Raw genomic sequence first — 22,057 nt, forward strand, 5'->3', positions numbered from 1 at the left:
AATTAAAACTAAAGTGAATGAGATGTTAAATGAATAAATATCTTTAATTTTGTTTCTGAATATGAGGAAAAATAAAAGTTGTGAATGAACTTTAGGGGAAGCGTTCTTCTAAAAAATCATGTGTCAAATTTTTTAAGAAACTTTGTAAAATATTGAGATGGGAAAAATAGTAATATTTTAGTGGAGTAGTAATTTACCTCCAACTAAGCGGAGTTTCAGTAAATTGCGGAAGAAAAATCTGTAATTTCTATGTGTAATATCAATTAAATTATTAGTATGGGTGTTTGTACATGAATATCTGTATATAAGTCTGAGTCATTTATTATGTCAAAACGTCTAAAATTTTTCTTCAGCCATTTATTGATTTCGTTTTTTATCGCTTTAGTTGTGGTGGGATTGGTCTTTTTTGTTTGGTATCCATCACCACTTGCCACAGCGGTAGGTGTGACACACATCTTTCTGATGATGCTAGCCATCGACGTAATTCTAGGGCCCCTTTTAGGCTTATTGGTGTATAAAGAAGGTAAAAAAACGCTTAAATTTGATCTTGGAGTAATCATTGCCTTACAAATTTCTGCTTTATGTTATGGGTTGTATAGCATTGAACAAGGTCGTCCTGCATGGTTAGTTTTTTATGCCGATCGTTTTGAGTTGATACGAAAAAATGATCTTCTTTTAGAAAATATTGATCAGGCGAAAAAACAGTTTCAACAAGTATCATGGGCTAAACCGCAATTTGTTGCAATCAAAACAATAACGAATACTCAGCAACATCAGGATGATATCTTCACTGAAGTAATGGGGGGAGTTTCACTTGCACAAAAACCTGAGCGTTATGTCGATTTTGTTCAGGCAAAATCACATTTACAACAAAGAGCAAAAACTTTGAGGGAACTTAATCAGTATAATGATGTGCAACAAGTAGATCGTATTTTATCTAAGTATCCACAAGCAACTAGCTTTGTTCCTCTAAAAGCCAATGCTGTGGATATGACAGTTTTAATCAATAAAGACAAAGGTGAAGTAGTTAAGATCGTCGATCTTCGCCCCTGGAAATAAATTTAAAACTGCAATTTAAAAAACCTGCGTATGCAGGTTTTTTATTCGCGAATAAAGTCTTAAATTTGACTCTGAATATAATTCTCTACACCGACAGTCTCAACCAAATCGAGCTGTGTAGTTGTCCAGTCTAACCACTCTTCTTCTTTTTCTAAAATTTCTTGAACAAGATCTCGAGTAACGTAGTCCAACTGCTCTTCGGCAAGCTTGACAGCAGCTTGAATGGATTCAATATTCTCTTTGACTTTACGGACATCACAGTTAAGAACTTCCACTGTGTGTTGACCGATGTAGAGTTTACCCAAGTGTTGTAGGTTTGGTAGACCTTCTAAAAAAAGAATGCGCTCAATGATTTTGTCAGCATGCTTCATTTGACGGATTGACTCTTTATATTCAGCTGAACCGAGTTGTTCAATCCCCCAGTCATTAAACATGCGAGAGTGTAGGAAATTTTGGTTAATGGCAGTTAAATGATGATAAAGCACCTGATTTAACTGATTAATTACATCACGATTGCCTTTCATGAGAAAGCTCCATTCAAACTGCGGCTTAAAAATAATATCAATAACTTATGAGAAATATCTTAAACAACAAAGTAGATTTTGGCGAGTAATTTATAGAACAGCAAATGAAAATCGCAATCAAAAGCATACGAGGTGGAAACTTGATTTTTAGACATTTAAAAAAAGAAAACCCGCTTAGAGTCATAAGCGGGGGAGGAGCTACTCATAAAGAGTAAATTTATAATTATGATTATTCTAAAAAACGAATCAAATACCTAGGCAGCAATAGCTAAGCGTGAGGCAATGGCAGATACTTCAGCACTGATGATTGAGCGTGCTTCTGGTGCACAGCGACCACAGCATGTTCCGAGATCGAGCATCTCACGAACTTCGCGATAACTACCCGCACCATTTTCAACAGCGTCTTTAATATCTTTATCTGTAATACCACGGCATAAGCACACGTACATTTCAGCAAGCCACATGAAAGAAATAAGATAAGTGATATTATTGATAATTGTTATCGTTTGTCAATAAAAATCATTTGAAATCTCATTTGTCTTTATTGGAGTTTTGGATAAAAAAAAGCCACTCAATCGGTGGCTTTTTCTTAAAAATATAACTTATTGATTAATAATCACAATGCCATCCATCTCAACCAATGCATTTTTGGGTAGGCTTGCCACACCGAGTGCTGCGCGTGCAGGGTAAGGTTGTGCAAAATATTCACCCATAATTTGGTTGACCAACTGGAAGTTTGAAAGATCGGTTAAGAAAATATTCAACTTCGCGATATCTGCCAGCGTTCCACCAGCAGCTTCGCAGACAGCTTTTAAATTATCAAAAACACGGCGAATTTGTGCTTCGATGCCTTCAACCAACTCCATACTGTATGGGTCTAAACCGATCTGACCAGAAAGGTAAAGTGTATTGCCAACTAAGATTGCTTGCGAATAAGTGCCGATCGCAGCAGGGGCATTTTCAGTATGAATTACTTGGCGGGACATCGTGTTCTCCTATTATATTCACCATCAATCATAGCCTAGATTGGCATTAAAATGTGCGGATTTAAACAATTAACTCGCAATCGATGTTTCCGCAATACTCACTGGTTGAGCCAGTCGACTGATACGAGGGAAGCCAAAATGCATACGTAGATCACGAATGATTTTTGCAATTTGCTTACGGTTGTGTACCACAACATTGACATAAGTCTTGTCGTCTTGATTACGTACCATTTCGACCCCAATTTTTTCTTTACGACATTGATAAATTAGGTCGGAAATTTGTTCGTCATCCATGGCCATGTTAATCAATAAATATGCAGTGAAACTAATTTCTTCTTCATTCTCATTGGTCCACTGCAACGGCATGATGTTTTCAGGGTGTAGATGTTGTTCATGCAGGAGATTATGACAACGCGCACGATGCACAATAAGACCGCGGCGTGATAAATGTCCTTGAATTGGATCACCCAACACAGGGTTACAGCAATGTGCATATTTGACATCGACACCTTCAGTACCTTGAATGAGTCGGTCAGATTCCTGTGCACTTTGGTCATGCGCAAACAAATGATTCGCAACCAATTGCGGCAGTAAATCACCCACGGCAATTTGCTCAAAGAGTTGGTCTTTACTTTCGATATGTCGCCATTGTAAAAGCTCTAACCAGTCTGATTCGGTTAAATCTTTAATGGATACATTGAATAGTTTTAAAGCGCGATTTAAAGCTTGTTGTCCAACAAGGCGTTGTTCTTCAATGTCTTGCTCGCGCAGTATATTTTGTAAGGCGCGACGGGCTTTTTGCGTATTGACGAAGCTGAGCCAATCAGGGTTTGGGGTGGCCAAGACATCGGTTATAATTTCAATCACCTGACCACTGTGCAATGGCGTAGAAAGTGGTTTAGTTTCCCCATTGATTTTCGCACCTACCGCATGGTTACCTAAAAATAAGCTAGCAGAGTAGGCAAAATCGACGACTGTTGCACCTTGTGGTAACTCGTGTAGATGACCTTGTGGGGTATACACCCAAATTTTCTCTTGGTGTAAATAATCGAGCAGTTCGCTAAAAGTGGTTTTGGCACAGGCACCATCAATCAAGACATTTAAGTTCTGCATCGAGGCTTGAATCGCAGAGCGGCAAGCTTGCGGAGCACTGTCGCCTAGTACTACACCAAAACGCGCCGCTTTGCGCATCAGTTCGGTTTGAATGGTTACTGATAAGGTTGTATTTTCACCTTTTAAGCGCAGTAGCAGCGATTGGTTGCCACCTGGAAGGGGTTTACGAATATGGTCTGCAAAATGTAAAACTTGAAAACTCTCTCGCAACACATCGGCTAAGCGGTCACAGTCAGCAATGCTATTTAAAATAATTTCAAAGGCGTGACTATGCGTGAGTTCATGTAGATCAATGTCATTTTTTACAAAGTGACGTAACAGTTCGATATTATTATTTTTCTTTTTAATTCGCCCCGATATTTGATGGGTTTTTAATAGCTCAGTAAGATTGTTTTCCCATTTGCTTTGATATTCACAGCGTTTGGGTTTGGTTTGCAGGAGGGCTTCTTGGACATTGTTATACATGTCGAGATCAAGGTTTTGATAACACAGATGTTCGAGGTTATCGCCCATCTCATTCATGCCAACAATACGTGCCATTGGGACAAAAATATCAAAGGTTTCTTGGGCAATACGCGCACGTTTATCGGGGCGTAGTGCATCCAAGGTGGTCATGTTGTGATAGCGGTCAGCCAGTTTAATAATAATGACACGTGGGTCTTGTAGTGTGGCTTGCAGAATTTTTCGGAAAGAAGCGGCTTTATTATATTCTTTATCACTGGATTGGCTAAGTTTGGTGACGCCATCGACCAGTTCGGAAACGGTTTTTCCAAATTTTTCTGCAATATCTTCTTTGCTAAAGTCTGTGTCTTCAATCACATCATGTAAAAGTGCCGCCATCAGGGTTTCGGCATCTAGACGCATATGCGCTAAAATACAGCTTACCGCAATCGGGTGCAAAATATAGGGTTCGCCACTTTTACGGGTAATACCATCATGGGCAATATCCGCATAATCACAGGCCGCAAGCACTCGCTCGACGTCGCTTTCAGTTAAGTAAGCATCGATAATAGTTTTGAGCTGTTGTTTAGCTTGGCTGACCATTGGGCCTGGCATAAAACACCTTTAAGACGTAGCAATTACAAGAAAATTTTACTGATTCTCTAATGAAAAGCATATTGCATGAGTTGTCAATTTATTCATTGAGAGAAAAGCAAAAAAGATACACCTAAACCACGATGAATCCTATCTTCTAGTTATAACGTGTATTGGATAAATATAAAAGTTATCCAATAAAAAAGCCTAGTTAAAAACTAGGCTTTTAAGCGATAAATTTTTCTTATTGGAAAGAAAAACCATCTAAATTCAAATTGTTTGCAGAAAGTGCAAGATCAAGACTCGAAGTTTGGTAGTCTTGCTCACGTTGTTTCAAAATATCTTTAGAAACATGACCGATTGCGATTTCACGTAATGCAACAACAGTCGGTTTGTCATTGTCCCACTCAACAGTAGGTTCAATGCCTTGACGTGCCAATTGACGCGCGCGTTTGCTTGCCACTAGTACAAGCTCAAAGCGGTTGTCTACATGGTCTAAACAATCTTCAACGGTTACGCGTGCCATAAGAGTTCTCGTTACAAAGGCTAAAATTAAACAGACTGTGCAGTATAAAGTGCTTTGTCTGTAGACTCAAGTTTTAATCACTTTTCAACAGGAGTGATCAGCTCAGAAATCATTTTCTGATGGCGGCTCGCTTGCTGTGTAATGACTAAACGATTGGCAATAATCACAGACTCAAGATCATGTAATGCTTTATTAAAATCATCATTAATAATCACATAGTCGAAGTTGACATATTGTTGCATGTCTTCGACCGCACAGCCTAAACGCCGCTCAATCACTTCAACCGAGTCTGTGCCACGGTTAGACAGACGTTGACGCAGATCAAACTGGCTTGGTGGTAAAATGAAAATTTGTTTAGAGTCAGGAAAAAGCTTACGCACTTGCTGTGCGCCTTGCCAGTCAATTTCCAGTAGGACATCATGACCTTTCGCCAGTTGTTCTTTTACAGTAGCTTGAGCTGTACCGTAGTAATTACCAAAGACTTCAGCGTATTCAATAAAACCACCTTGTTCAACCAAGGCCAAAAATGAGTCTTTTTCGGTAAAATGGTAATGTACACCATCAAGTTCGCCGGGACGTTGCCCACGTGTAGTATGAGAAACAGAAACGTGAAGATTCGTTACACGGTCAAGGAGGGCTTTTACGAGGGATGTTTTGCCTGTTCCTGAAGCTGCAGAAACGACAAACAAGAGACCCGACATGATATTTTTCCTGATATGATAAAATATCTTCTCTATTTTAGAGTAGACAAGGTTTAAACGAAATAGCAAGGCGTCACTTTGTTTGCATTTATTTTATTAGTTTCCGCTGATTGAAAAGTGGTATCGAGGAACATATGGAAATTGTATTGGCCAATCCACGTGGTTTTTGTGCAGGTGTTGACCGTGCGATTGCCATCGTAAATCGTGCGCTTGAGTGCTTTAATCCGCCCATTTATGTACGACATGAAGTGGTGCACAATAAATTTGTCGTGGACGATTTACGTCAACGAGGTGCAATTTTTGTCGATGAATTGGATGAAGTACCCGATGACAATATTGTAATTTTTAGTGCGCATGGGGTCTCTAAAGCGGTACAAATCGAAGCTGAGCGTCGCGGTTTAAAAGTTTTTGATGCAACCTGTCCATTGGTGACCAAGGTTCATATTGAAGTTACTAAATATGCCCGTGAGGGGGTTGAGGCGATCTTAATTGGTCATGAAGGCCACCCTGAAGTTGAAGGTACCATGGGGCAATATGACCTGAAAAATGGTGGTGCGATTTATTTGGTTGAAGATGAGCAAGACGTGGCCGAGCTTCAAGTGCATCATCCTGAGCGCGTGGCTTTTGTTACTCAAACCACTTTATCAATTGATGATACTGCAAAAGTGATTGATGCTTTACGGGCGAAATTTCCTGAGATTCAAGGGCCGCGTAAAGATGACATTTGTTATGCGACTCAAAACCGTCAAGATGCGGTGCGTGATTTAGCAACCCAATGCGATGTGGTGTTGGTGGTAGGTTCACCAAACTCATCGAATTCGAATCGTTTACGTGAATTGGCTGAGCGAATGGGTAAAGCGGCTTATTTGGTTGATAATGCAGATGAACTTCAACAAGCGTGGTTTGAAAATATCGCCAAGGTTGGCGTCACAGCGGGTGCATCTGCACCTGAAATTTTAATTAAGCAAGTAATTCAACGATTACAAGATTGGGGCGCAACACCACCACAAGAGCTTGCTGGAACGGAAGAAAATATTACCTTTAGTTTGCCAAAAGAGTTACGTATTGCGGTAACTCAAGCCTAAAAGGTGGATTGGTTAACATTCTAATTTTATTGAAAAATTGACAGATGATTGTAAATTGGCAATCATCTGTTTTTTTATGCCTTTTATCCTGTATTGTGCTGATTGTGTAAAGAATTAGAATATGATTTTAAATAGGGTAAAGTTTTGTTGCCTTGGGGAGGGAGTATGCAAAATAAACATAAAGGGTTCACCTTAATTGAGCTGATGGTGACGATTGCTGTTATGGCAATTATCGCGATGATGGCCGCTCCTTCTTTTATGCAGCAGATAAGAAGAATGCAGCTCAATAATGATGCTCAAGAAGTTGTTCAGCTTGCTATTGAAACCCGCTCAGAGGCTATTTTTCGTAAGCAGAATCGGCAAATTATTTTGACCTCTAGCACAGGTTCAGGTTTTAAAAATTGGCAACCTTCTGAAAATACAAACTGGGTAACCACAGCTATTCCAGATGCTATGACATATAACTTTTTTGGTTATTTAATAGAAGATGCTGATTGTGTGATTTTGGAACATGTAAAAGATAACTCTTTGCACGCTGTGATTCGTTTTAATAAAAATGGCTCCGTTATTTATAACAAAACTGCTACTGGTTGTGCAGGATGAGAAGAATGAAAATGATAAAAAAAACTCAAACTGGTGTTGGTTTAGTTGAAGTCATGATTGCTTTGTTGTTGCTAGGTGTAGCCGTGCTTGGTTTTATTGCATTACAAGTTCGGGCAATTTCAGCAAGTGAGGAGGCAGGGCAAAACGTACAAGCAATGAATTTGGCAAGAGATTTATCAGAACGTATGCGTATGAATAGAGAAGGATTACTATCTTATGAGCCTTCATCTACAACACCTGCTGCTTGTGATGAAGAACGATATTGTAGTCCAGCAGATATGGCGCATTTTGAATATGCGCAAGTTGAAGAAAGGGCTGTGCAGCAAGGGATGACAATTAATATTTTAGACTGTCAGGGCGTTAATAATACTTTTAGACGTAAGTGTATATATGTTGCTTGGGGTAAAACGGAAGCTAATGATGCATCAGATACCACATCTTCTTCTGATGCTTCAAGTGATGAAACTACAGCATGTACCAATGGAACATCTTATGAACCCAATGCCCAGTGTGTAATTATGGAGGTTTATAATTATGAATAAATCTTCTCAACTAGGTCTAACTTTATTAGAACTGATGGTCGCACTGGTCTTAGGCTTGTTGATTGTTGCAGCTGGCTTAGCAGTTTTTTTGAATGCCCAGAGGTCGATGGGTTTTCAAACAAGTATGGGTGATATACAGCAAAATGCTAACTTTGGTTTATCCATGCTTACACAAGATTTGCGTCATGCCAATTTAAATACTCCGTCAGCCCAAAGAGTGAATAATAAGTTTGTTGGTTCTGGCATTGTTTTTGTAAATGCTAACCTTCCTGCTGGTGTGAGAACAAATACAGCTAACCGATTGACAGCTCAAGGGATAAGCGAAGATGCAACACAAGCAGAGGCCAGTGATCAAATCACGATGCAATTCATGCCTGACGTCAGAGGTGATGATCAGTTTGATTGCGAAGGGAATGCGATGGTTGCGGGTAGAACTTATGTTTATCGTTACTATTTAGATAGATTGCCAGATAATCAGCAAATTGAGGGAAGTTTGGATCGCTTCGGTTTGTATTGCGATTCAGGGTTCTATGTTGATAGTTCTAATAGTGTTGTGGGATTGGGTGCAAATGGTCAGCTGATTATCCAAAATGTAGATGCATTTAAAGTCCGATTGTTGGTTAAGAATCCTGATGGAAATTTACGTTATACGACAATAGATAATTATAGAAACACATTAATGCCAGCGTCGGTTGTCGATGAAAAATTGTATGTGAATGTAGTTGGGATTGAGTTAGGACTATTGGTTACATCGGCTCAATCCATTGGCGCAGATGCTTCATTAAATACACGAACGGAATACATGATTGCAGGCCAAGAGGTTGAATTGCAAGATAATACAAATAATGGCAAATATCTTAGACAGGCGATTACTCAGGTGGTTGGTTTGAGAAATACTTTGGGGGCGGAGTGATGAAAAAGCAATTAGGTTCGGCTTTGATTATTGTGCTTGTGATTTTGGTACTCGTTACTTTAATTGGCACACTCGCGGTTCGTTCAGGTATTTTGGGCTTAAAACTAGCAACAAATAGCCAAATTCAGTCTTTGTTATTAGAAAATAGTAATTCTGCATTATTTAACTTGGAAAATCCTGCTCAGGTTAAGCGTCAGTTAGCAGGTGATGGGATGTATTATTATTTTGATAAGAGTGAAAATTCTTCGGATGAATTGGTTTTTTGTTATAGAGCGTCGCAAAGCCAATTTTTTTCTATGAATAATGCCAGTGTTATTGATTCATCAGGTGGGATTACGAAAAATGGTGTTGGTGGGTTTTGCAAAGCGAACGAGTTTGCTACTGGACGTTCAGCCATTCTATCGCAAGTATATTTAAAGAAAACAAATCAAAGTAATTCACCACCATTGGCAAATTTACCTCTTGGTGCGAGTGTTGGAGCGAATGAAACATCAACAGCGTTAAATGATATTTCGGCAACGGTTGTTTCTGTGTTACCTAGCTTTGCTGATGCATCGGACGCTGAAATTCAAGAGTGTTTTAAACACAGAGCTTCTGCGGTCAAAGAATGTTTTCAAGAGTTGAATATTCCTTTCAATATTCAACATGCGGACTACAAGGTTGGTGCACAACCTAAGCTGATTCCATAGGTACTAGGGTGTTGAGGAGTAATAAAATGAAAAAGTATAGCTATACGGCACTTGCTAGCATGGTATCTATGAGTTTGACGCTGATGATTTGTCAAAGTGTCACACATGCCAGTGACATAGAGATTTATTCAAATTCTACAAATGGGAAAACAACGATTACGCTCATGTTGGATACTTCGGGGAGTATGTCAATTGAGCAAGTTGGAAGTAGTGCATGTGACCTTCCAAGTGGTGCTTCTAATATTGTGGAAAAAAGTATCATATCCAATACATCACCTGCATATACCCGCCGTTATTGTGAGGTGGGTGGGGGGGATGAAAGACGTTATTACTTTAAGCGAAGTGCTCGATCAAATGGTAATTATACTTGGTACACCTGTGCAGATGTTAATGGTAGTACCGACCGAGGACAATGTAATCGCGGTATGGCCACTACACCTAACGTTGATGATTACACTGCGCGAAGATTCAATAATGGTAATGCCCAAGGTTGTAATAATAATAGTGAATGCTTTTATTTTAAGGATGTGACAGTTAGTGGTAAGGTCTATTATGATCGCTTAACTCGTCTTAAAGATGCGATTTTTGCTTTATTAGATAGCAATTTAATTGATCCAAAGCTTGTATCTATTGGTATAGGTAACTTCTCAGCTCAAAGTGGAAGTGATAATGTCTATACTAGCGCTGATGGTTCTTCTGGTAAAGTTTTGGTTCCTGCAGCCCTTTTAGATACGACTCAGAAAAGCCTAATAAAAACAGCTGTTGCAGATTTACGCGGTTCTAATGGTACCCCAACGGCTAACGCTTATGCAGAAGTTGGGGCTTACATGTTAGGCACCACTACAAATGCAAACTATGTTGGAGAGCGTGAAACATATGTTTATGCTGGACGTGATATATATGGAAATTATTATGGAACCTGTACATCGTGGTCTGGTGAAAATTGTTCTCGTTTTAATACCCCTTATGTGAGAAGAGGTAGTTTTAGTGAGCGGACCTGTAATCTAAATTGGGGAGACAATAGAACTTGTCTAGTGGAGCCAATAAACTTAAATACTGTAACTAGTGGAGCTAGTGGCTTTGTAAAATCTGTAACTAGTTCTAAACAGTCTAACACCTATAAAAGTCCATTAACTACAAATAGTCAGTGTAATGGGCAAGGCATATACTTCTTAACGGATGGTGAGCCTAACAGTTCACCAAATCCATTACCCTTGATGAAAGCGGCTTTAGATACAAATGGATCAAGCTTTAGTATTCCTTCAACAGGAACTTTGCCAAACGGATCACAGGCTGGTCACGGTATGCCATTCGTAGGTGAGTTTGCTAAAGCATTAAGAAGTAAAACTCGTAATCCGAAGAGCATGGAAATTAAGACTGCTGTAGTGGGTTTTGGTTCTGTTTTTGATGTCGATAAGCAAGCTGATTTAGATAAACCTGAAGCTGATCGCGTAATTCGTTCTTTAATAGATACGAAAGGTATTCTTAGAGAATATTATAACTGCTCTAAAATTCCGACTAATAAGATTGATGCGCGAAATGCATGTAATTGGGGTGCTCGCTCGCATACATCTTTACCAAATGTAGGTGGATTTGGTGAAGGCGGGTTTTATTCAGCACAATCTTCTGATGATATTATTACAAGTATTGTTAAGTTTTTAGATGAAGTGAAACCAGAGTTTGACCCTGTTGTCACTGGTAGTCCGACCATCCCGGTGGACAGTTTAAACCCAACGACAGTACTGCCATATGCTTATTACTCTTCGTTTATTCCGAAACCTCAAGAAAGCACTCAGTTATGGGCAGGTAACTTAAACAAATATAATATTTTTGATGGCCAGCTCTATAATGCAGATAATACAATTAAATTAATTAAAACTGATGGTTCTATTGATAGAACTGCGACTGGTCTTTGGGGAGATGGGGCCGTTAGTCGTTTGCCATTAAGAACAGGTATGGTTGATGGTGTGGAGTTTACTCAACGTAAGGTATTTACGAATAGAGCTATTGAAGGTTCTGCTGCACCTTATACTGTAGTTTCTCAAACAAATAATTTGGTAGAGGTAAGTTTAGATTCACTATTTAGTAATACTAACAATATTGATGATTCTGGTTTGTTGAAAAATGATCCAGATAAGAACTATTGGTTGAATGTGCTTGGATATAATGTTCCGATTGCTGAAAATGTGTCACGAGACCGCTTAACTGAGAAGCCAGAGCTAAGACAGTTAGGAAGTGTAATGCATTCAACTCCAATTCAATTAACACAAGAAGGGCGAGTGTATGTGGATAGTAATAATCAAATTAAAACGGAGAAAAGAAAAGATTATCTTCTGTTTGGCTCAACTCAAGGGATTTTACATGTTGTAGACAGCACGGGCAAAGAGGTGTTTGCTTTTGTTCCAAATGAAATTATGGAAAGTCAAAAAGTTGCTTTTTTAACAGAGGCTAGCTCAACAGGCGGGAAAAACAATTTGTTTTATGGTGTTGATGCACCATGGACTGCATATACAAAATATGTTTCTAAAACGGATGGAACCCTGACTGTACAAGATTCGGGCCGACTTATTAATAAAGATGATGAAGATAACGATCAGACCATCAAAGGATTGCAGTGGGTTTATGGCGGTTTAAGAATGGGTGGCTATAGTTATTATGGACTAGATTTAACTTATGTTTTAAAAGCGAAGCGAGATGAATCTAATCCTGCATCTGCTACACAACAGCCAAAATTAATGTTCGTTATAAACCCGAAAGCAGAGAGTGCTTCGGAAGCTTTACAACGCATGGGTCAAAGCTGGTCTAAACCAACCATTACGCATGTTAATTGGAATGGTGAGAAGCGCTTGGTGATGTTTGTAGGTGGTGGTTATGATCCAATTTATGAAGATCCTGCTGCGAATCCAACAACATCTTTTGGTAATGGTGTTTACATGTTTGATGCAATGACTGGAGAATTACTGTGGTGGGCAAGTTCAGAAGCTAAAACAGGTGCTATACAGCAAACTATAAATACAGATTTAAACTATAGCGTTGTATCTCAAATTAATATTTTAGATAGAGACAGTGATGGTTTGGCGGATCATTTGTATTTTGGCGATTTAGGTGGCCAAGGTTTCCGTGTAGATATAAATAATGCAAAAGATACAGATGTTTTTGCACCACGTGTCGTGACTTTATTTAAAGAAGCTCCTGAAGGACAGTTAAAACCGCGCTTTTATGATATGCCGAGTGTTTCGATTCACCTTGCAGGTGGGAAATATTTTGCAGCAGTTGCATTTAGCTCGGGAAATAGAAGTTCGCCATTAGCAGGGTTAGCAGGTTCCAATACTGTTAGTGCTAAAGATGGTCTCTTTGTTGCATTTGATAATGATGTCGCAAAATCAACTTTATTTGATGCTGATGTGACATTAGACTCTGAAAATCTAAACTTAGAGGTATTGAATTTAGGTACTGGTGTACAACACAGTGATACTAATGGTTTTAAAGCGGGTTGGAAATATTATTATTCAAATAATAATGGTGAATATAAAGGAATGAATGGCCTCTATGCTTTAGATTCAATATTATATACGAATGTGTATCATCGAGATGGTGTAGGTATTGGTGGCAATTGTGGTGCAGGTGTCAAAGGTGATTCATATCTATATCAATTTTGCTTACCTACGGGGCGTTGTAGTTTCTATATAGCCGCAACAGCTGTACCAAATCGAGTCAAACTCGGTGGAGGGATTTTAGGTGCTGGTGTTGGGCAAGGTTATTTAAATCAGGATGGTACTCTTGGTTTAGTTGTTGATCGAGATATCGATAAATGTAAGTTACCTGAAAATAAAAATAAACCTGAGTGCCAGTTATTTGACAATAGTTCAAAATTAAAACAAATGCGCTGGTATGAGACGCAGTAGGTAAAACTTATGAAAAAAGGATCGGGTTTTACCTTAATTGAATTGATGATCGTTTTAGTGGTAATCGCAGTTTTTGCTGCGATTGCTGTGCCCAGTTATCAAGCATATATTCAGAAAAAAGACTTAGCTATGGCAAAGCAAGAAGCTCTGAAAATAGCCAGTGAATTAGAACGTTTCAAAAATAAGAATTTTAGTTATAAGGGTTTTGACGCAACTTATCTTTACCCAAGTTATGATGGTTCAACAGGTGAACTTTATTTACCTGTAGGTGGTGATGAAAGTGAAGCTAAATATAAGTTAACAGTTGTTGATTTAGAACAAAAAAATAGTTTATCTGCAAATTCTGCTGCAATTATTGGTTTAAATTGGGCAATAAAAGTAGAGAGAGTTGCTGAAGATGGAAGTACTACATTAAAACAGCCTAAGAATTATGATCTATTACTTACTAGTATGGGTATACGTTGTATGACACGCACGGCTGACATGGTTAAAGATTATGAAGGATGTGGAGAGGATAATTATGAAAATTGGTAACTATACTGGCTTCACACTAATTGAACTCATGATTGTTGTTGCGATTATTGCAATTCTAGCTGCTATAGCTTATCCATCTTATACATCTTATAGGGTGAAGACGAATCGTGTGGATGTTCAAACCCAAATGATGAATATTGCTCAACGTTTACAGAGCTATAAATCTGTAAATCATAGTTATACTGGAGCAACTTTAGCAGGGCTTGGTATTTCATCTACCTATCCGCACAGCGGTGAATATAATTTAGATTTAACGATTGATGGGGACAACCAAGGGTATTTATTAAAAGCAGAACCAAATAGCTCGACAATTCAAGAAAGCAACGGCGAAATTTGTTTAAATCAAGAAGGATTTAAATTCTGGGAGAAAGGTAGTGATTGTGATGCTGATGACTTAACAAACCAATCCTCTTGGGACGGTAGATAAAATCCAAATTCAAAACTGTGGATAAACAAATTTTAATCTTTCTTTCGCAGCAAAGATAACGTAAAATATTGCCCTCTATGAAAGGGGTTTGAAATGTTCCGGTGGTCGGGGCAGGGATAATCCGTAAAAACTATAAGGTTGTATCATGGTAGTTATTCGTCTTGCACGCGGTGGTGCTAAAAAACGTCCGTTCTATCAAGTTATTGTAACTGATAGCCGTAATGCACGTGACGGTCGTTTCATCGAACGTATTGGTTTCTTCAACCCAACAGCTCAAGGTAAAGCAGAAAAACTTCGTTTAGATGCTGATCGTTTTGCACACTGGGTTGCTCAAGGTGCTCAACCATCTGAACGTGTTGCTTCTTTAGCTGCTCAAGCTAAGAAAGCTGCAGCTACTGCATAATTTTTGCTAATTAAGTAGTAGGTAGCCCGTGACACCAACACAGAATGTTCCCGAAGATCGTATTCAGATTGGACAGTTACGTTCAGCATATGGATTAAATGGGTGGCTCTGGATCTATTCCAATACAGAACCGATGAGCAACATCTTTGACTATCTGCCTTGGTACATTGAAACCAAAGCAGGTTGGCAAACAATAGATGTAAAACGTTGGAAACCGCATGGCAAAGGCTTAGTTGTTTCGCTCAAAGGCGTCATTGATCGCACTGCAGCAGATAACCTAGTTGGCGCAAATGTTTGGATTTCAAAAGCGCAACTTCCTAAAGCAGGAATGGATGAGTTTTACTGGTCAGATTTGAAAGGCTTAACAGTGTTAGGTTTGGATGATGAAGAACAAGAAGTAAATCTTGGAAAAATCCATGAAATGTTTGAGACAGGTGCCAATGATGTGATGGTGGTTCACGCAACACCAGACAGCGTTGATGCTGAAGAGCGTATGATTCCATGGCATAAAGATGTGGTGCAACGCGTTGATCTCGAAGCTGGTCGTATCTACGTTAATTGGGGCGTAGATTACTAATTATTTTTGGAAATACGGGGGTCTGCGATGTTTTTTGCAGTCATTACGCTTTTTCCTGAAATGTTTGAAGCGATTACAGCCTACGGTATTAGCGGGCGTGCAGCAAAAAGTGATTTAGTACAAGTAACTTGTATTAATCCTCGTGATTATGCTGAGGGCAACTACAAACGAGTGGATGAACGTCCATTTGGCGGTGGTCCTGGTATGGTGATGATGGCTGAGCCTCTGGCAAAAGCAATTCAACATGCCAAAGAGCTTGCCATGCAAGCAGGTGTAGTTCATGTTCCTGTGGTGTATATGTCACCGCAAGGAAAAACCTTAAATGAGCCTGCAGTACAACAGTTTGTCGACTATGATGGATTGATTGTATTGTGTGGTCGTTATGAAGGGGTCGATGAACGTTTGATCCAAAAATATGTTGATCAGGAATGGTCCATAGGGGATTACGTTTTATCGGGTGGTGAGCTTCCTGCGATGGTTTTATTAGACAGTATTATTCGGAGACTTCCGGGTGCAATGTCTGATGAACAGTCTCATGTGCAAGACTCATTTGTGGATGGTCTTTTGGACTGCCCACAATATACCAAGCCAGACCATTTTGAAGGTTTGGATGTCCCTGAAGTCTTAAAGTCGGGACATCATGCCAATATTGAGAAATGGCGGTTTTTGCAGCGTTATCAACGAACACAACAACGCCGACCTGAGTTGGTGGAAAATGTGGAGTTGACGAAGCAGCAAAAGAAATGGCTAACAGATTTGAATACTTAATTGAGAGTATTCTTTTAACAGGCTCTTTGTGCATTGAAGTGGTCAAGCATAAAGAGAAAGATAATCGGGTCTATGCGATTTAGCCTCTATACCCAGCGGATATCAGACCTCTTCTGACCCGCACATATTGGAGATACCCCATGAGCGGTAAGCATCCTTTAGTACAAGCTGTTGAAAATGCACAGCTTAAACAAGACATCCCAGCTTTTGCACCAGGCGATACAGTTATCGTTCAGGTTAAAGTAAAAGAGGGTGACCGTGAGCGTCTTCAGGCATTTGAAGGTGTTGTAATCGCGAAGAAAAACCGTGGCTTGAACTCTGCGTTCACAGTACGTAAAATTTCTAGCGGTGTTGGTGTTGAGCGTGTTTTCCAAACTCACTCTCCAATCGTTGCTAAAATCGAAGTGAAACGTCGTGGTGACGTTCGTCGTGCTAAACTTTACTACCTACGTGAATTGTCTGGTAAAGCTGCACGTATTCGTGAAAAGTTGCCAGCTCGTAAAGTTAAAGCTTAATTTTAAGTTTTATACGAGTAAAAAAATGCGCCCAATGGCGCATTTTTTATGCCTAAATTTTAAAGTCCTTGAAGCTTCAAGCGGTTGGCGTGTTGACGATAAACATCCACAGGGTCTGGAGCAAAAATAGAACGTAGACCAAAGAACTGGTTAATCACATCTAAATGGTTCCAATTATAGTTATCGCGCACGGTCTTGCCATACTTGGCACTACAACGTGAGACTAAGCCATCATTATCATTGGGCGCTTGCATGAGTAAGCCTGTCGCACCCAATAATGAGTCTGGATCAAGAATATTGGTTAATGTTGAGTTGCCAGAGAAAGAGTAAAAATAAACTCCATTTTCTTTCGCTAAACCTTCACCACAGCTTGTTTTTGGCATACCCAATGGATATTTTTGTGCAAAAGCTTTAGACCCAGCTTGACTTAAACTTTTACCCGCACCGAGTGCATCATGTGGAAGTGAGTTCGGATCTTGCTGTTGTGCCCAAACAATAGCTTTGGATCCAAAGTTGATTAAGCCCACCAGCGGTTGTTCTAGCGGCGTACCTTGCGCGGAAATAATCAGATCCGCTACAGGAGAGCCTTTTAAAGGACTAGAAATGGCTGTTGCAGACGCGATTTTATTGGGCATCACATTTGAGACATAGGCAATACTATGTCCGCCGTGACTATGACCAAGCAAATTGACTTTGGGTGCTCCTGTAATCGCTAAGATTTCATCAACTTGTTGCAGCAGTTGTTCACCACGCACTTCAGATGTGTTGAATGGAGAAACGCGTGTTGCCCATGCGTTTGCACCGTTACGGGCTAAATCTGGCAAGATTTGATACCAATAATCCACTCCGAGTTCATCGGTTCCTGCTCGAATCCAGCCCCCCATACCATGTGCAAAAACCAAAGGGTATTTGGTCTTTGCATAATTAGAGGCAACGTAGTTTGATTTAATTTGTGAAGCGGCTGCTTGCGTTTGTGTAGCAGCAAGTGCGCAGGTCGACAGCAGTCCAGCTATCAATAATCCATATTTCATTGATCATCCTCATTTTTTATTTTTTATGACGACAATTTAAGTTGTCAAAAATGAGTATAAAGGTGAGGGAGGAAGAGCGTAGAGAAATCCGATTAAATTAAATACAGTTTGTAACTGGATAATTCTAGGAGGCATCCCTCCGAAACGGTAAAGATTCGAAGGGAAAAATAGAACTAGAGTCCTTGAAGTTTTAAGCGATTGGCATGTTGGCGATAGACATCAACAGGGTCTGCGCTAAATAGTCCACGTAGCCCCATAACTTGGTTGACCTCATCTAAATGGTTCCAGTCATAGTTATCACGGATGACTTTACCGAAGTGTGTACTACAGCGTGCCACCAAACCATCATTGTCTAAATGGCCATAGGCTAAAGGCCCTAACAGTGAGATCGCACTATCTGCAACATCGAGAATGTTCGTGACTTGAGATGTGCCTGTCCACGAATAGTAATATACGCCATTGCTGGATGTTGCACCGCTCTTGTTACAGTCTGAAGCCAGTGCTGATGTTGGATATTTCTGATTAAAAACAAGGGAACCTTGCTCACTAATTGAGGTGAGCGATGCCGTTAAATTGCTTTTTAATGCAGGGTTGCTTTGTCCATAGGCAAGCATAGGACCAATAATATAATCTGCCGCTAGGCTGAGGAGTTGTGTTCCGCCTTGATTGGCAAGAAGCTGATCAGCTACTTTTGAACCTCTAAACGTTGCTCCCACGCCTGTCAGTGAGGCCACATATTGCGGTTTAACTGCTTCTACATAGCGAATGGTTGGTCCACCATGGCTATGCCCAATCAAATTAACTTTGGGCTTGCCAGTCAGGGCGATGACTTCTTCAACTTGTTGTAGTAACTGTTCACCACGTACTTCAGTTGATTCAAGTGGGGAAATTTGTGCTGCAAAGGTGGTTGCACCATTTCGAGCCAAGTCGGGTAAAATTTGATACCAGTAATCCAGTCCAAGTTCGGCAACGCCCACTCGGCTGAACCCAAACATGCCATGGGTAAATAGCAATGGATATTTAGTTTGAGCGTAATTACTTTTTACACTTGCAGTCACCGTCTGTAATCCAGCTGTGGCTGTAGTTGCGCTGAGTCCAAGGCTGGTAATCAGTCCTATGAGTGACATTGTTTGTATCATTCTTTTCGTTATAAACATTTTTTTCATCCTGAAAAAGTCAAACACGGTATAGCTTTAATCTGCGAACGGAAGTTTTCCTCCCGTGTCATGCGTGGTTTCAAAGGCTCCTAGTCGAAGTTGTTCTTGTGAATTATTAAACTGTTGATTACGTAGTTTTTGAATAGCTTGCTGCTGCGCATCTTGACTCATGTTGCTGTTGAGAATGCTGTCGCGTTGTTCTAAGTAAGTATTGACCCGAGATTTCCAATTGTTTCGATCTTGGTCGAGTTTTTCTAGGCGTACGGTCGCTTCGGCACCGACAAGATTCTGGCGCATTTGGCGAATTTCTTCGGCAGAGCCGCCGCGCGCTTTAATATCTGAGGTCAGTTTACGCAGATCTTCGAGTTTGGAGAGTTGTTCTAGGTTTTCTTTCCAATCTTCAGGCAGTTGAGCAAACAGTTCTTTCAGTTTCTGCGCTTTTTGTACTTCGGTCAGGGACTGATCTGCCATGATGCTCATGCGGTCTAAGGTATATTCATGGTAGGTATTTTCAGCGCCAAATAGACCTTCGATTTCATAGTCGGAAAAGAATTGGCTGCGTAGGTTTTTCATCAAAGTAAAAATTTTACGATAGTACTCGGGATCTTCTTTATTTAGGCTTGGCTCCTTCAGACTACCCAATTGCACACGATAACCTAAATAACGAGTCCAAAGATCTAAAATTTGCTTAAGCGCAGGTTCTTGATAACCTTGCTGGATATAGGCTTTAAAATCTTGCTTGATCTGGTCAATATTTTTTTCACCATATTGGGTAATAAAATATTCAAAACAGTTACGTGTTTGTTCATTAACAACTAAGCGATTACTTTGGTCAAGCACCAGTTGGCAGTTGACTTCAGTGTCCTGTTGGCTGTTACTGACAAAAGGCAGCCCTGAAGCATGTGGCAAGTCTGACGCTGCGGGTAATAAGCCTGTCGTATTTTGAGCACTAGAGCTAATCGGCCCTTGGTTTGAGCCAACAGTTGCATTGGGTGCGAGCCAAATGAGAAAACCAAGAATGACAACGATGATCACGGCGAAAATGAGCCATAATTTCTTTTTTTGCATATCCTATGCCTAACATCCCTATTGTATTTTTTATTTGGTTCATATGACTGAACTCGATTTATTCTGAAACAAAAGGGCAAATAAACAACAGAAAAGTTGTAAAACTAGACAAGCGGTTGATAGTATTGCGGCAGCTTTAAGACGTGTCTATGTTATGAAATCATCTGCTTCAAAAATTCAGCGCCGTGCCGTGAATGGTGTATTTTTATTGAATAAGCCATTGGGGATCAGTTCAAATGCGGCATTGCAAAAAGTGCGTTGGTTATACCGTGCGCAAAAGGCGGGGCATACAGGAGCGCTTGATCCATTGGCATCAGGACTGCTGCCGATTTGTTTGGGCGAAGCGACCAAGTTTTCGCACTTTTTGTTGGACTCGGTGAAGCGCTATCAAACCACCATTCAGCTGGGGCACAGTACCACCACAGGTGATGTAGAAGGCGAACGGTTGTTAGAGCAGGCTGTACCTGAGTTAACCAAAGAGTTGATTGAAGCCGTTTTGGTTCAGTTTATGGGTGATATTCAGCAAGTGCCACCAATGTATTCCGCTTTGAAGAAAGATGGTCGTCCTTTATATGAGTTAGCCCGTAAAGGGATTGAGATTGAGCGTGAAGCACGTCCAGTTACCATCTCTGCGATTGAGCTGCTTTCATTCACAGCAGACAGTGTCACCCTTGATATTACCTGCTCGAAAGGCACATATATTCGTGTTTTAGGCGAAGATATTGCGAAGGCATTGGATACTTATGGTCATTTAACTTATTTACACCGCATTAAAACAGGTCATTTTGATCTGATTCCAAGTTATACCATTGAGTATTTGGAAAGTTTGTCTGAACAAGAGCGCGAAGCACTGTTGTTACCTGTATATGCACCTGTAGATCATTTTCCTAAAGTACAAGTTCCAGAAGGACGCAGTGAATACTTTAGTCGCGGTATGGAAAGTAATATTGAGCATACAGCCGAAGCACAGGTCTTGGTTTTCGATGGGGAAAAATGCTTAGGCTTAGCTGAAATTACTGATAAGAAAAGATTGGTTCCAAAGCGGGTTTTAAATCTATAATCGAAATATATCACTCGGTAAAAAGGACAAGGCGTGGACATCGACATTATTATCAGTCTGATCTTTTTTGCCTTTTGTGCAGGTGCAATTGACGCTGCCGTCGGTGGTGGTGGGCTGATCCAAATTCCCGCTTTGATGAATGCATTTCCGTCGATGGCACCTGCCACTTTATTTGGCACCAACAAATTAGCGGCAGTGGTGGGTACAGCCACTTCAGCCGTTTCCTTTGCCCGTAAAGTGCGCTTTGAATGGAAACTTTTGGCTGTGGTCGCAGTGTGTGCCACCATCAGTTCATTTGGGGGCGCGGCCAGTGTCGCCATGATTCCAAAAGAAGTCCTCCAACCCTTTGTCTTGGTCATGTTAATTGTGATGGCGGTATATACCTTCATGAAGAAGCAATTTGGGCAAGTGCATATGGCGCAGCGTGTGACGCCTAAAATTTTGCTGTTGGCGGGAATCGGAAGTTTAGCCATTGGCTTTTATGATGGTTTGTTTGGCCCAGGTACGGGCAGTTTCTTTATTTTCTATTTTATTCGCTATTTACGCGTTGATTTTTTGCATGCGGCGGCATTGGCTAAAATTGGCAATGTGATGACCAATCTTGCAGCGCTAAGCTTTTTCATTCCCTCGGGGCATGTGCTTTTTGCTGTGGGAGGCACGATGGCCGTTGCAAATATGATCGGGTCTATTTGTGGGGTAAAAATGGCGCTGAAATATGGCAGTGGTTTTATCCGCATTTTATTTCTTATTTTGGTGACGATTCTAATTGTAAGATTGAGCTATCAAATGTTTTGGATGTAATGGTGCGATACCTTTAAAACTTCATTACAAAAAAC

Annotated in this window: 24 protein-coding genes; 15 read left to right on the forward strand and 9 right to left on the reverse strand. The window is 40.2% G+C overall.

Annotation, left to right across the window (positions count from 1 at the left end; genetic code table 11):
• Nucleotides 1-324 precede the first annotated feature (324 nt).
• The gene (gene tfpZ, locus JZ787_RS07130) at nucleotides 325-1,059 is read left to right on the forward strand and encodes a TfpX/TfpZ family type IV pilin accessory protein (protein ID WP_346312015.1); all 735 of its coding nucleotides are present in this window, start codon (nucleotides 325-327) and stop codon (nucleotides 1,057-1,059) included.
• A 59-nt stretch (nucleotides 1,060-1,118) separates the two neighbouring features.
• Here the strand turns inward: tfpZ and bfr are convergent, their stop codons facing one another.
• The 6 genes from bfr to gmk all read right to left on the reverse strand — a co-directional run bounded on the left by bfr (nucleotide 1,119) and on the right by gmk (nucleotide 5,944).
• Nucleotides 1,119-1,583: a bacterioferritin gene (bfr, locus tag JZ787_RS07135; protein ID WP_004691472.1), complete on the reverse strand. Its 465-nt coding sequence runs from the start codon at nucleotides 1,581-1,583 to the stop codon at nucleotides 1,119-1,121.
• A gap of 254 nt (nucleotides 1,584-1,837) precedes the next feature.
• Nucleotides 1,838-2,032 (reverse strand): bacterioferritin-associated ferredoxin, encoded by a 195-nt coding sequence (locus JZ787_RS07140; protein WP_346312016.1) that lies wholly within the window; start codon nucleotides 2,030-2,032, stop codon nucleotides 1,838-1,840.
• Between the two features lie 153 nt (nucleotides 2,033-2,185).
• On the reverse strand, nucleotides 2,186-2,569 hold the full coding sequence (locus JZ787_RS07145; RefSeq protein ID WP_004691470.1) for a RidA family protein: 384 nt from the start codon (nucleotides 2,567-2,569) through the stop codon (nucleotides 2,186-2,188).
• Nucleotides 2,570-2,638: 69 nt separating this feature from the next.
• Nucleotides 2,639-4,738 (reverse strand): HD domain-containing protein, encoded by a 2,100-nt coding sequence (locus JZ787_RS07150; protein ID WP_004978051.1) that lies wholly within the window; start codon nucleotides 4,736-4,738, stop codon nucleotides 2,639-2,641.
• Between the two features lie 223 nt (nucleotides 4,739-4,961).
• Nucleotides 4,962-5,243: a DNA-directed RNA polymerase subunit omega gene (gene rpoZ, locus JZ787_RS07155; RefSeq protein ID WP_004978050.1), complete on the reverse strand. Its 282-nt coding sequence runs from the start codon at nucleotides 5,241-5,243 to the stop codon at nucleotides 4,962-4,964.
• 77 nt (nucleotides 5,244-5,320) lie between these two features.
• Nucleotides 5,321-5,944, reverse strand: a complete 624-nt coding sequence (gene gmk / locus JZ787_RS07160) for a guanylate kinase (RefSeq protein ID WP_005401338.1) — start codon at nucleotides 5,942-5,944, stop codon at nucleotides 5,321-5,323.
• Between the two features lie 134 nt (nucleotides 5,945-6,078).
• On the opposite strand from gmk, the gene ispH reads away from it, so the two are divergent.
• The 12 genes from ispH to rplS all read left to right on the forward strand — a co-directional run bounded on the left by ispH (nucleotide 6,079) and on the right by rplS (nucleotide 16,905).
• Nucleotides 6,079-7,029, forward strand: a complete 951-nt coding sequence (gene ispH, locus JZ787_RS07165) for a 4-hydroxy-3-methylbut-2-enyl diphosphate reductase (protein ID WP_004978047.1) — start codon at nucleotides 6,079-6,081, stop codon at nucleotides 7,027-7,029.
• A 165-nt stretch (nucleotides 7,030-7,194) separates the two neighbouring features.
• Entirely contained in the window at nucleotides 7,195-7,632 is a 438-nt protein-coding gene (locus tag JZ787_RS07170) for a prepilin-type N-terminal cleavage/methylation domain-containing protein (protein ID WP_234964920.1), read from the forward strand.
• Nucleotides 7,633-7,646: 14 nt separating this feature from the next.
• Complete coding sequence (gene pilV, locus JZ787_RS07175; RefSeq protein WP_279664268.1) at nucleotides 7,647-8,174, forward strand: type IV pilus modification protein PilV; 528 nt, start codon at nucleotides 7,647-7,649, stop codon at nucleotides 8,172-8,174.
• The gene (locus JZ787_RS07180; RefSeq protein ID WP_339399745.1) at nucleotides 8,167-9,087 is read left to right on the forward strand and encodes a PilW family protein; all 921 of its coding nucleotides are present in this window, start codon (nucleotides 8,167-8,169) and stop codon (nucleotides 9,085-9,087) included. The genes pilV and JZ787_RS07180 overlap by 8 nt, the downstream gene beginning before the upstream one ends.
• Nucleotides 9,087-9,776 (forward strand): pilus assembly protein PilX, encoded by a 690-nt coding sequence (locus tag JZ787_RS07185; protein ID WP_339399744.1) that lies wholly within the window; start codon nucleotides 9,087-9,089, stop codon nucleotides 9,774-9,776. The genes JZ787_RS07180 and JZ787_RS07185 overlap by 1 nt, the downstream gene beginning before the upstream one ends.
• 26 nt (nucleotides 9,777-9,802) lie before the next feature.
• Nucleotides 9,803-13,681: a pilus assembly protein PilC gene (locus JZ787_RS07190; RefSeq protein ID WP_346312017.1), complete on the forward strand. Its 3,879-nt coding sequence runs from the start codon at nucleotides 9,803-9,805 to the stop codon at nucleotides 13,679-13,681.
• Nucleotides 13,682-13,690: 9 nt separating this feature from the next.
• Nucleotides 13,691-14,215, forward strand: a complete 525-nt coding sequence (locus JZ787_RS07195) for a prepilin-type N-terminal cleavage/methylation domain-containing protein (RefSeq protein WP_159152637.1) — start codon at nucleotides 13,691-13,693, stop codon at nucleotides 14,213-14,215.
• On the forward strand, nucleotides 14,202-14,642 hold the full coding sequence (locus JZ787_RS07200; protein WP_159152636.1) for a type IV pilin protein: 441 nt from the start codon (nucleotides 14,202-14,204) through the stop codon (nucleotides 14,640-14,642). The genes JZ787_RS07195 and JZ787_RS07200 overlap by 14 nt, the downstream gene beginning before the upstream one ends.
• 145 nt (nucleotides 14,643-14,787) lie before the next feature.
• Nucleotides 14,788-15,045, forward strand: a complete 258-nt coding sequence (gene rpsP, locus JZ787_RS07205; RefSeq protein WP_004718284.1) for a 30S ribosomal protein S16 — start codon at nucleotides 14,788-14,790, stop codon at nucleotides 15,043-15,045.
• Nucleotides 15,046-15,073: 28 nt separating this feature from the next.
• On the forward strand, nucleotides 15,074-15,622 hold the full coding sequence (gene rimM / locus JZ787_RS07210) for a ribosome maturation factor RimM (protein ID WP_004978035.1): 549 nt from the start codon (nucleotides 15,074-15,076) through the stop codon (nucleotides 15,620-15,622).
• Between the two features lie 27 nt (nucleotides 15,623-15,649).
• The gene (gene trmD, locus JZ787_RS07215) at nucleotides 15,650-16,390 is read left to right on the forward strand and encodes a tRNA (guanosine(37)-N1)-methyltransferase TrmD (RefSeq protein WP_178895943.1); all 741 of its coding nucleotides are present in this window, start codon (nucleotides 15,650-15,652) and stop codon (nucleotides 16,388-16,390) included.
• 140 nt (nucleotides 16,391-16,530) lie between these two features.
• Nucleotides 16,531-16,905: a 50S ribosomal protein L19 gene (gene rplS / locus JZ787_RS07220; protein WP_004691454.1), complete on the forward strand. Its 375-nt coding sequence runs from the start codon at nucleotides 16,531-16,533 to the stop codon at nucleotides 16,903-16,905.
• Nucleotides 16,906-16,964: 59 nt separating this feature from the next.
• Here the strand turns inward: rplS and JZ787_RS07225 are convergent, their stop codons facing one another.
• From JZ787_RS07225 to JZ787_RS07235, 3 genes are all read right to left on the reverse strand, one after another.
• Nucleotides 16,965-17,936, reverse strand: coding sequence for a triacylglycerol lipase (locus tag JZ787_RS07225; RefSeq protein ID WP_058870393.1), 972 nt, complete (start codon nucleotides 17,934-17,936; stop codon nucleotides 16,965-16,967).
• A 173-nt stretch (nucleotides 17,937-18,109) separates the two neighbouring features.
• Nucleotides 18,110-19,075: a triacylglycerol lipase gene (locus JZ787_RS07230; protein WP_346312018.1), complete on the reverse strand. Its 966-nt coding sequence runs from the start codon at nucleotides 19,073-19,075 to the stop codon at nucleotides 18,110-18,112.
• A gap of 54 nt (nucleotides 19,076-19,129) precedes the next feature.
• Nucleotides 19,130-20,161 (reverse strand): lipase secretion chaperone, encoded by a 1,032-nt coding sequence (locus JZ787_RS07235; RefSeq protein ID WP_346312019.1) that lies wholly within the window; start codon nucleotides 20,159-20,161, stop codon nucleotides 19,130-19,132.
• Between the two features lie 154 nt (nucleotides 20,162-20,315).
• Here JZ787_RS07235 and truB point away from each other — a divergent pair, with 154 nt between their 5' ends.
• Both truB and JZ787_RS07245 read left to right on the forward strand, forming a co-directional pair.
• The gene (gene truB, locus JZ787_RS07240) at nucleotides 20,316-21,221 is read left to right on the forward strand and encodes a tRNA pseudouridine(55) synthase TruB (RefSeq protein ID WP_346312020.1); all 906 of its coding nucleotides are present in this window, start codon (nucleotides 20,316-20,318) and stop codon (nucleotides 21,219-21,221) included.
• A 33-nt stretch (nucleotides 21,222-21,254) separates the two neighbouring features.
• Nucleotides 21,255-22,022, forward strand: a complete 768-nt coding sequence (locus JZ787_RS07245) for a TSUP family transporter (RefSeq protein WP_168158645.1) — start codon at nucleotides 21,255-21,257, stop codon at nucleotides 22,020-22,022.
• Nucleotides 22,023-22,057 lie beyond the last annotated feature (35 nt).

This window comes from Acinetobacter sp. BWR-L5 (genome assembly GCF_039655985.1).
Classification (GTDB): Bacteria; Pseudomonadota; Gammaproteobacteria; order Pseudomonadales; family Moraxellaceae; genus Acinetobacter; species Acinetobacter johnsonii.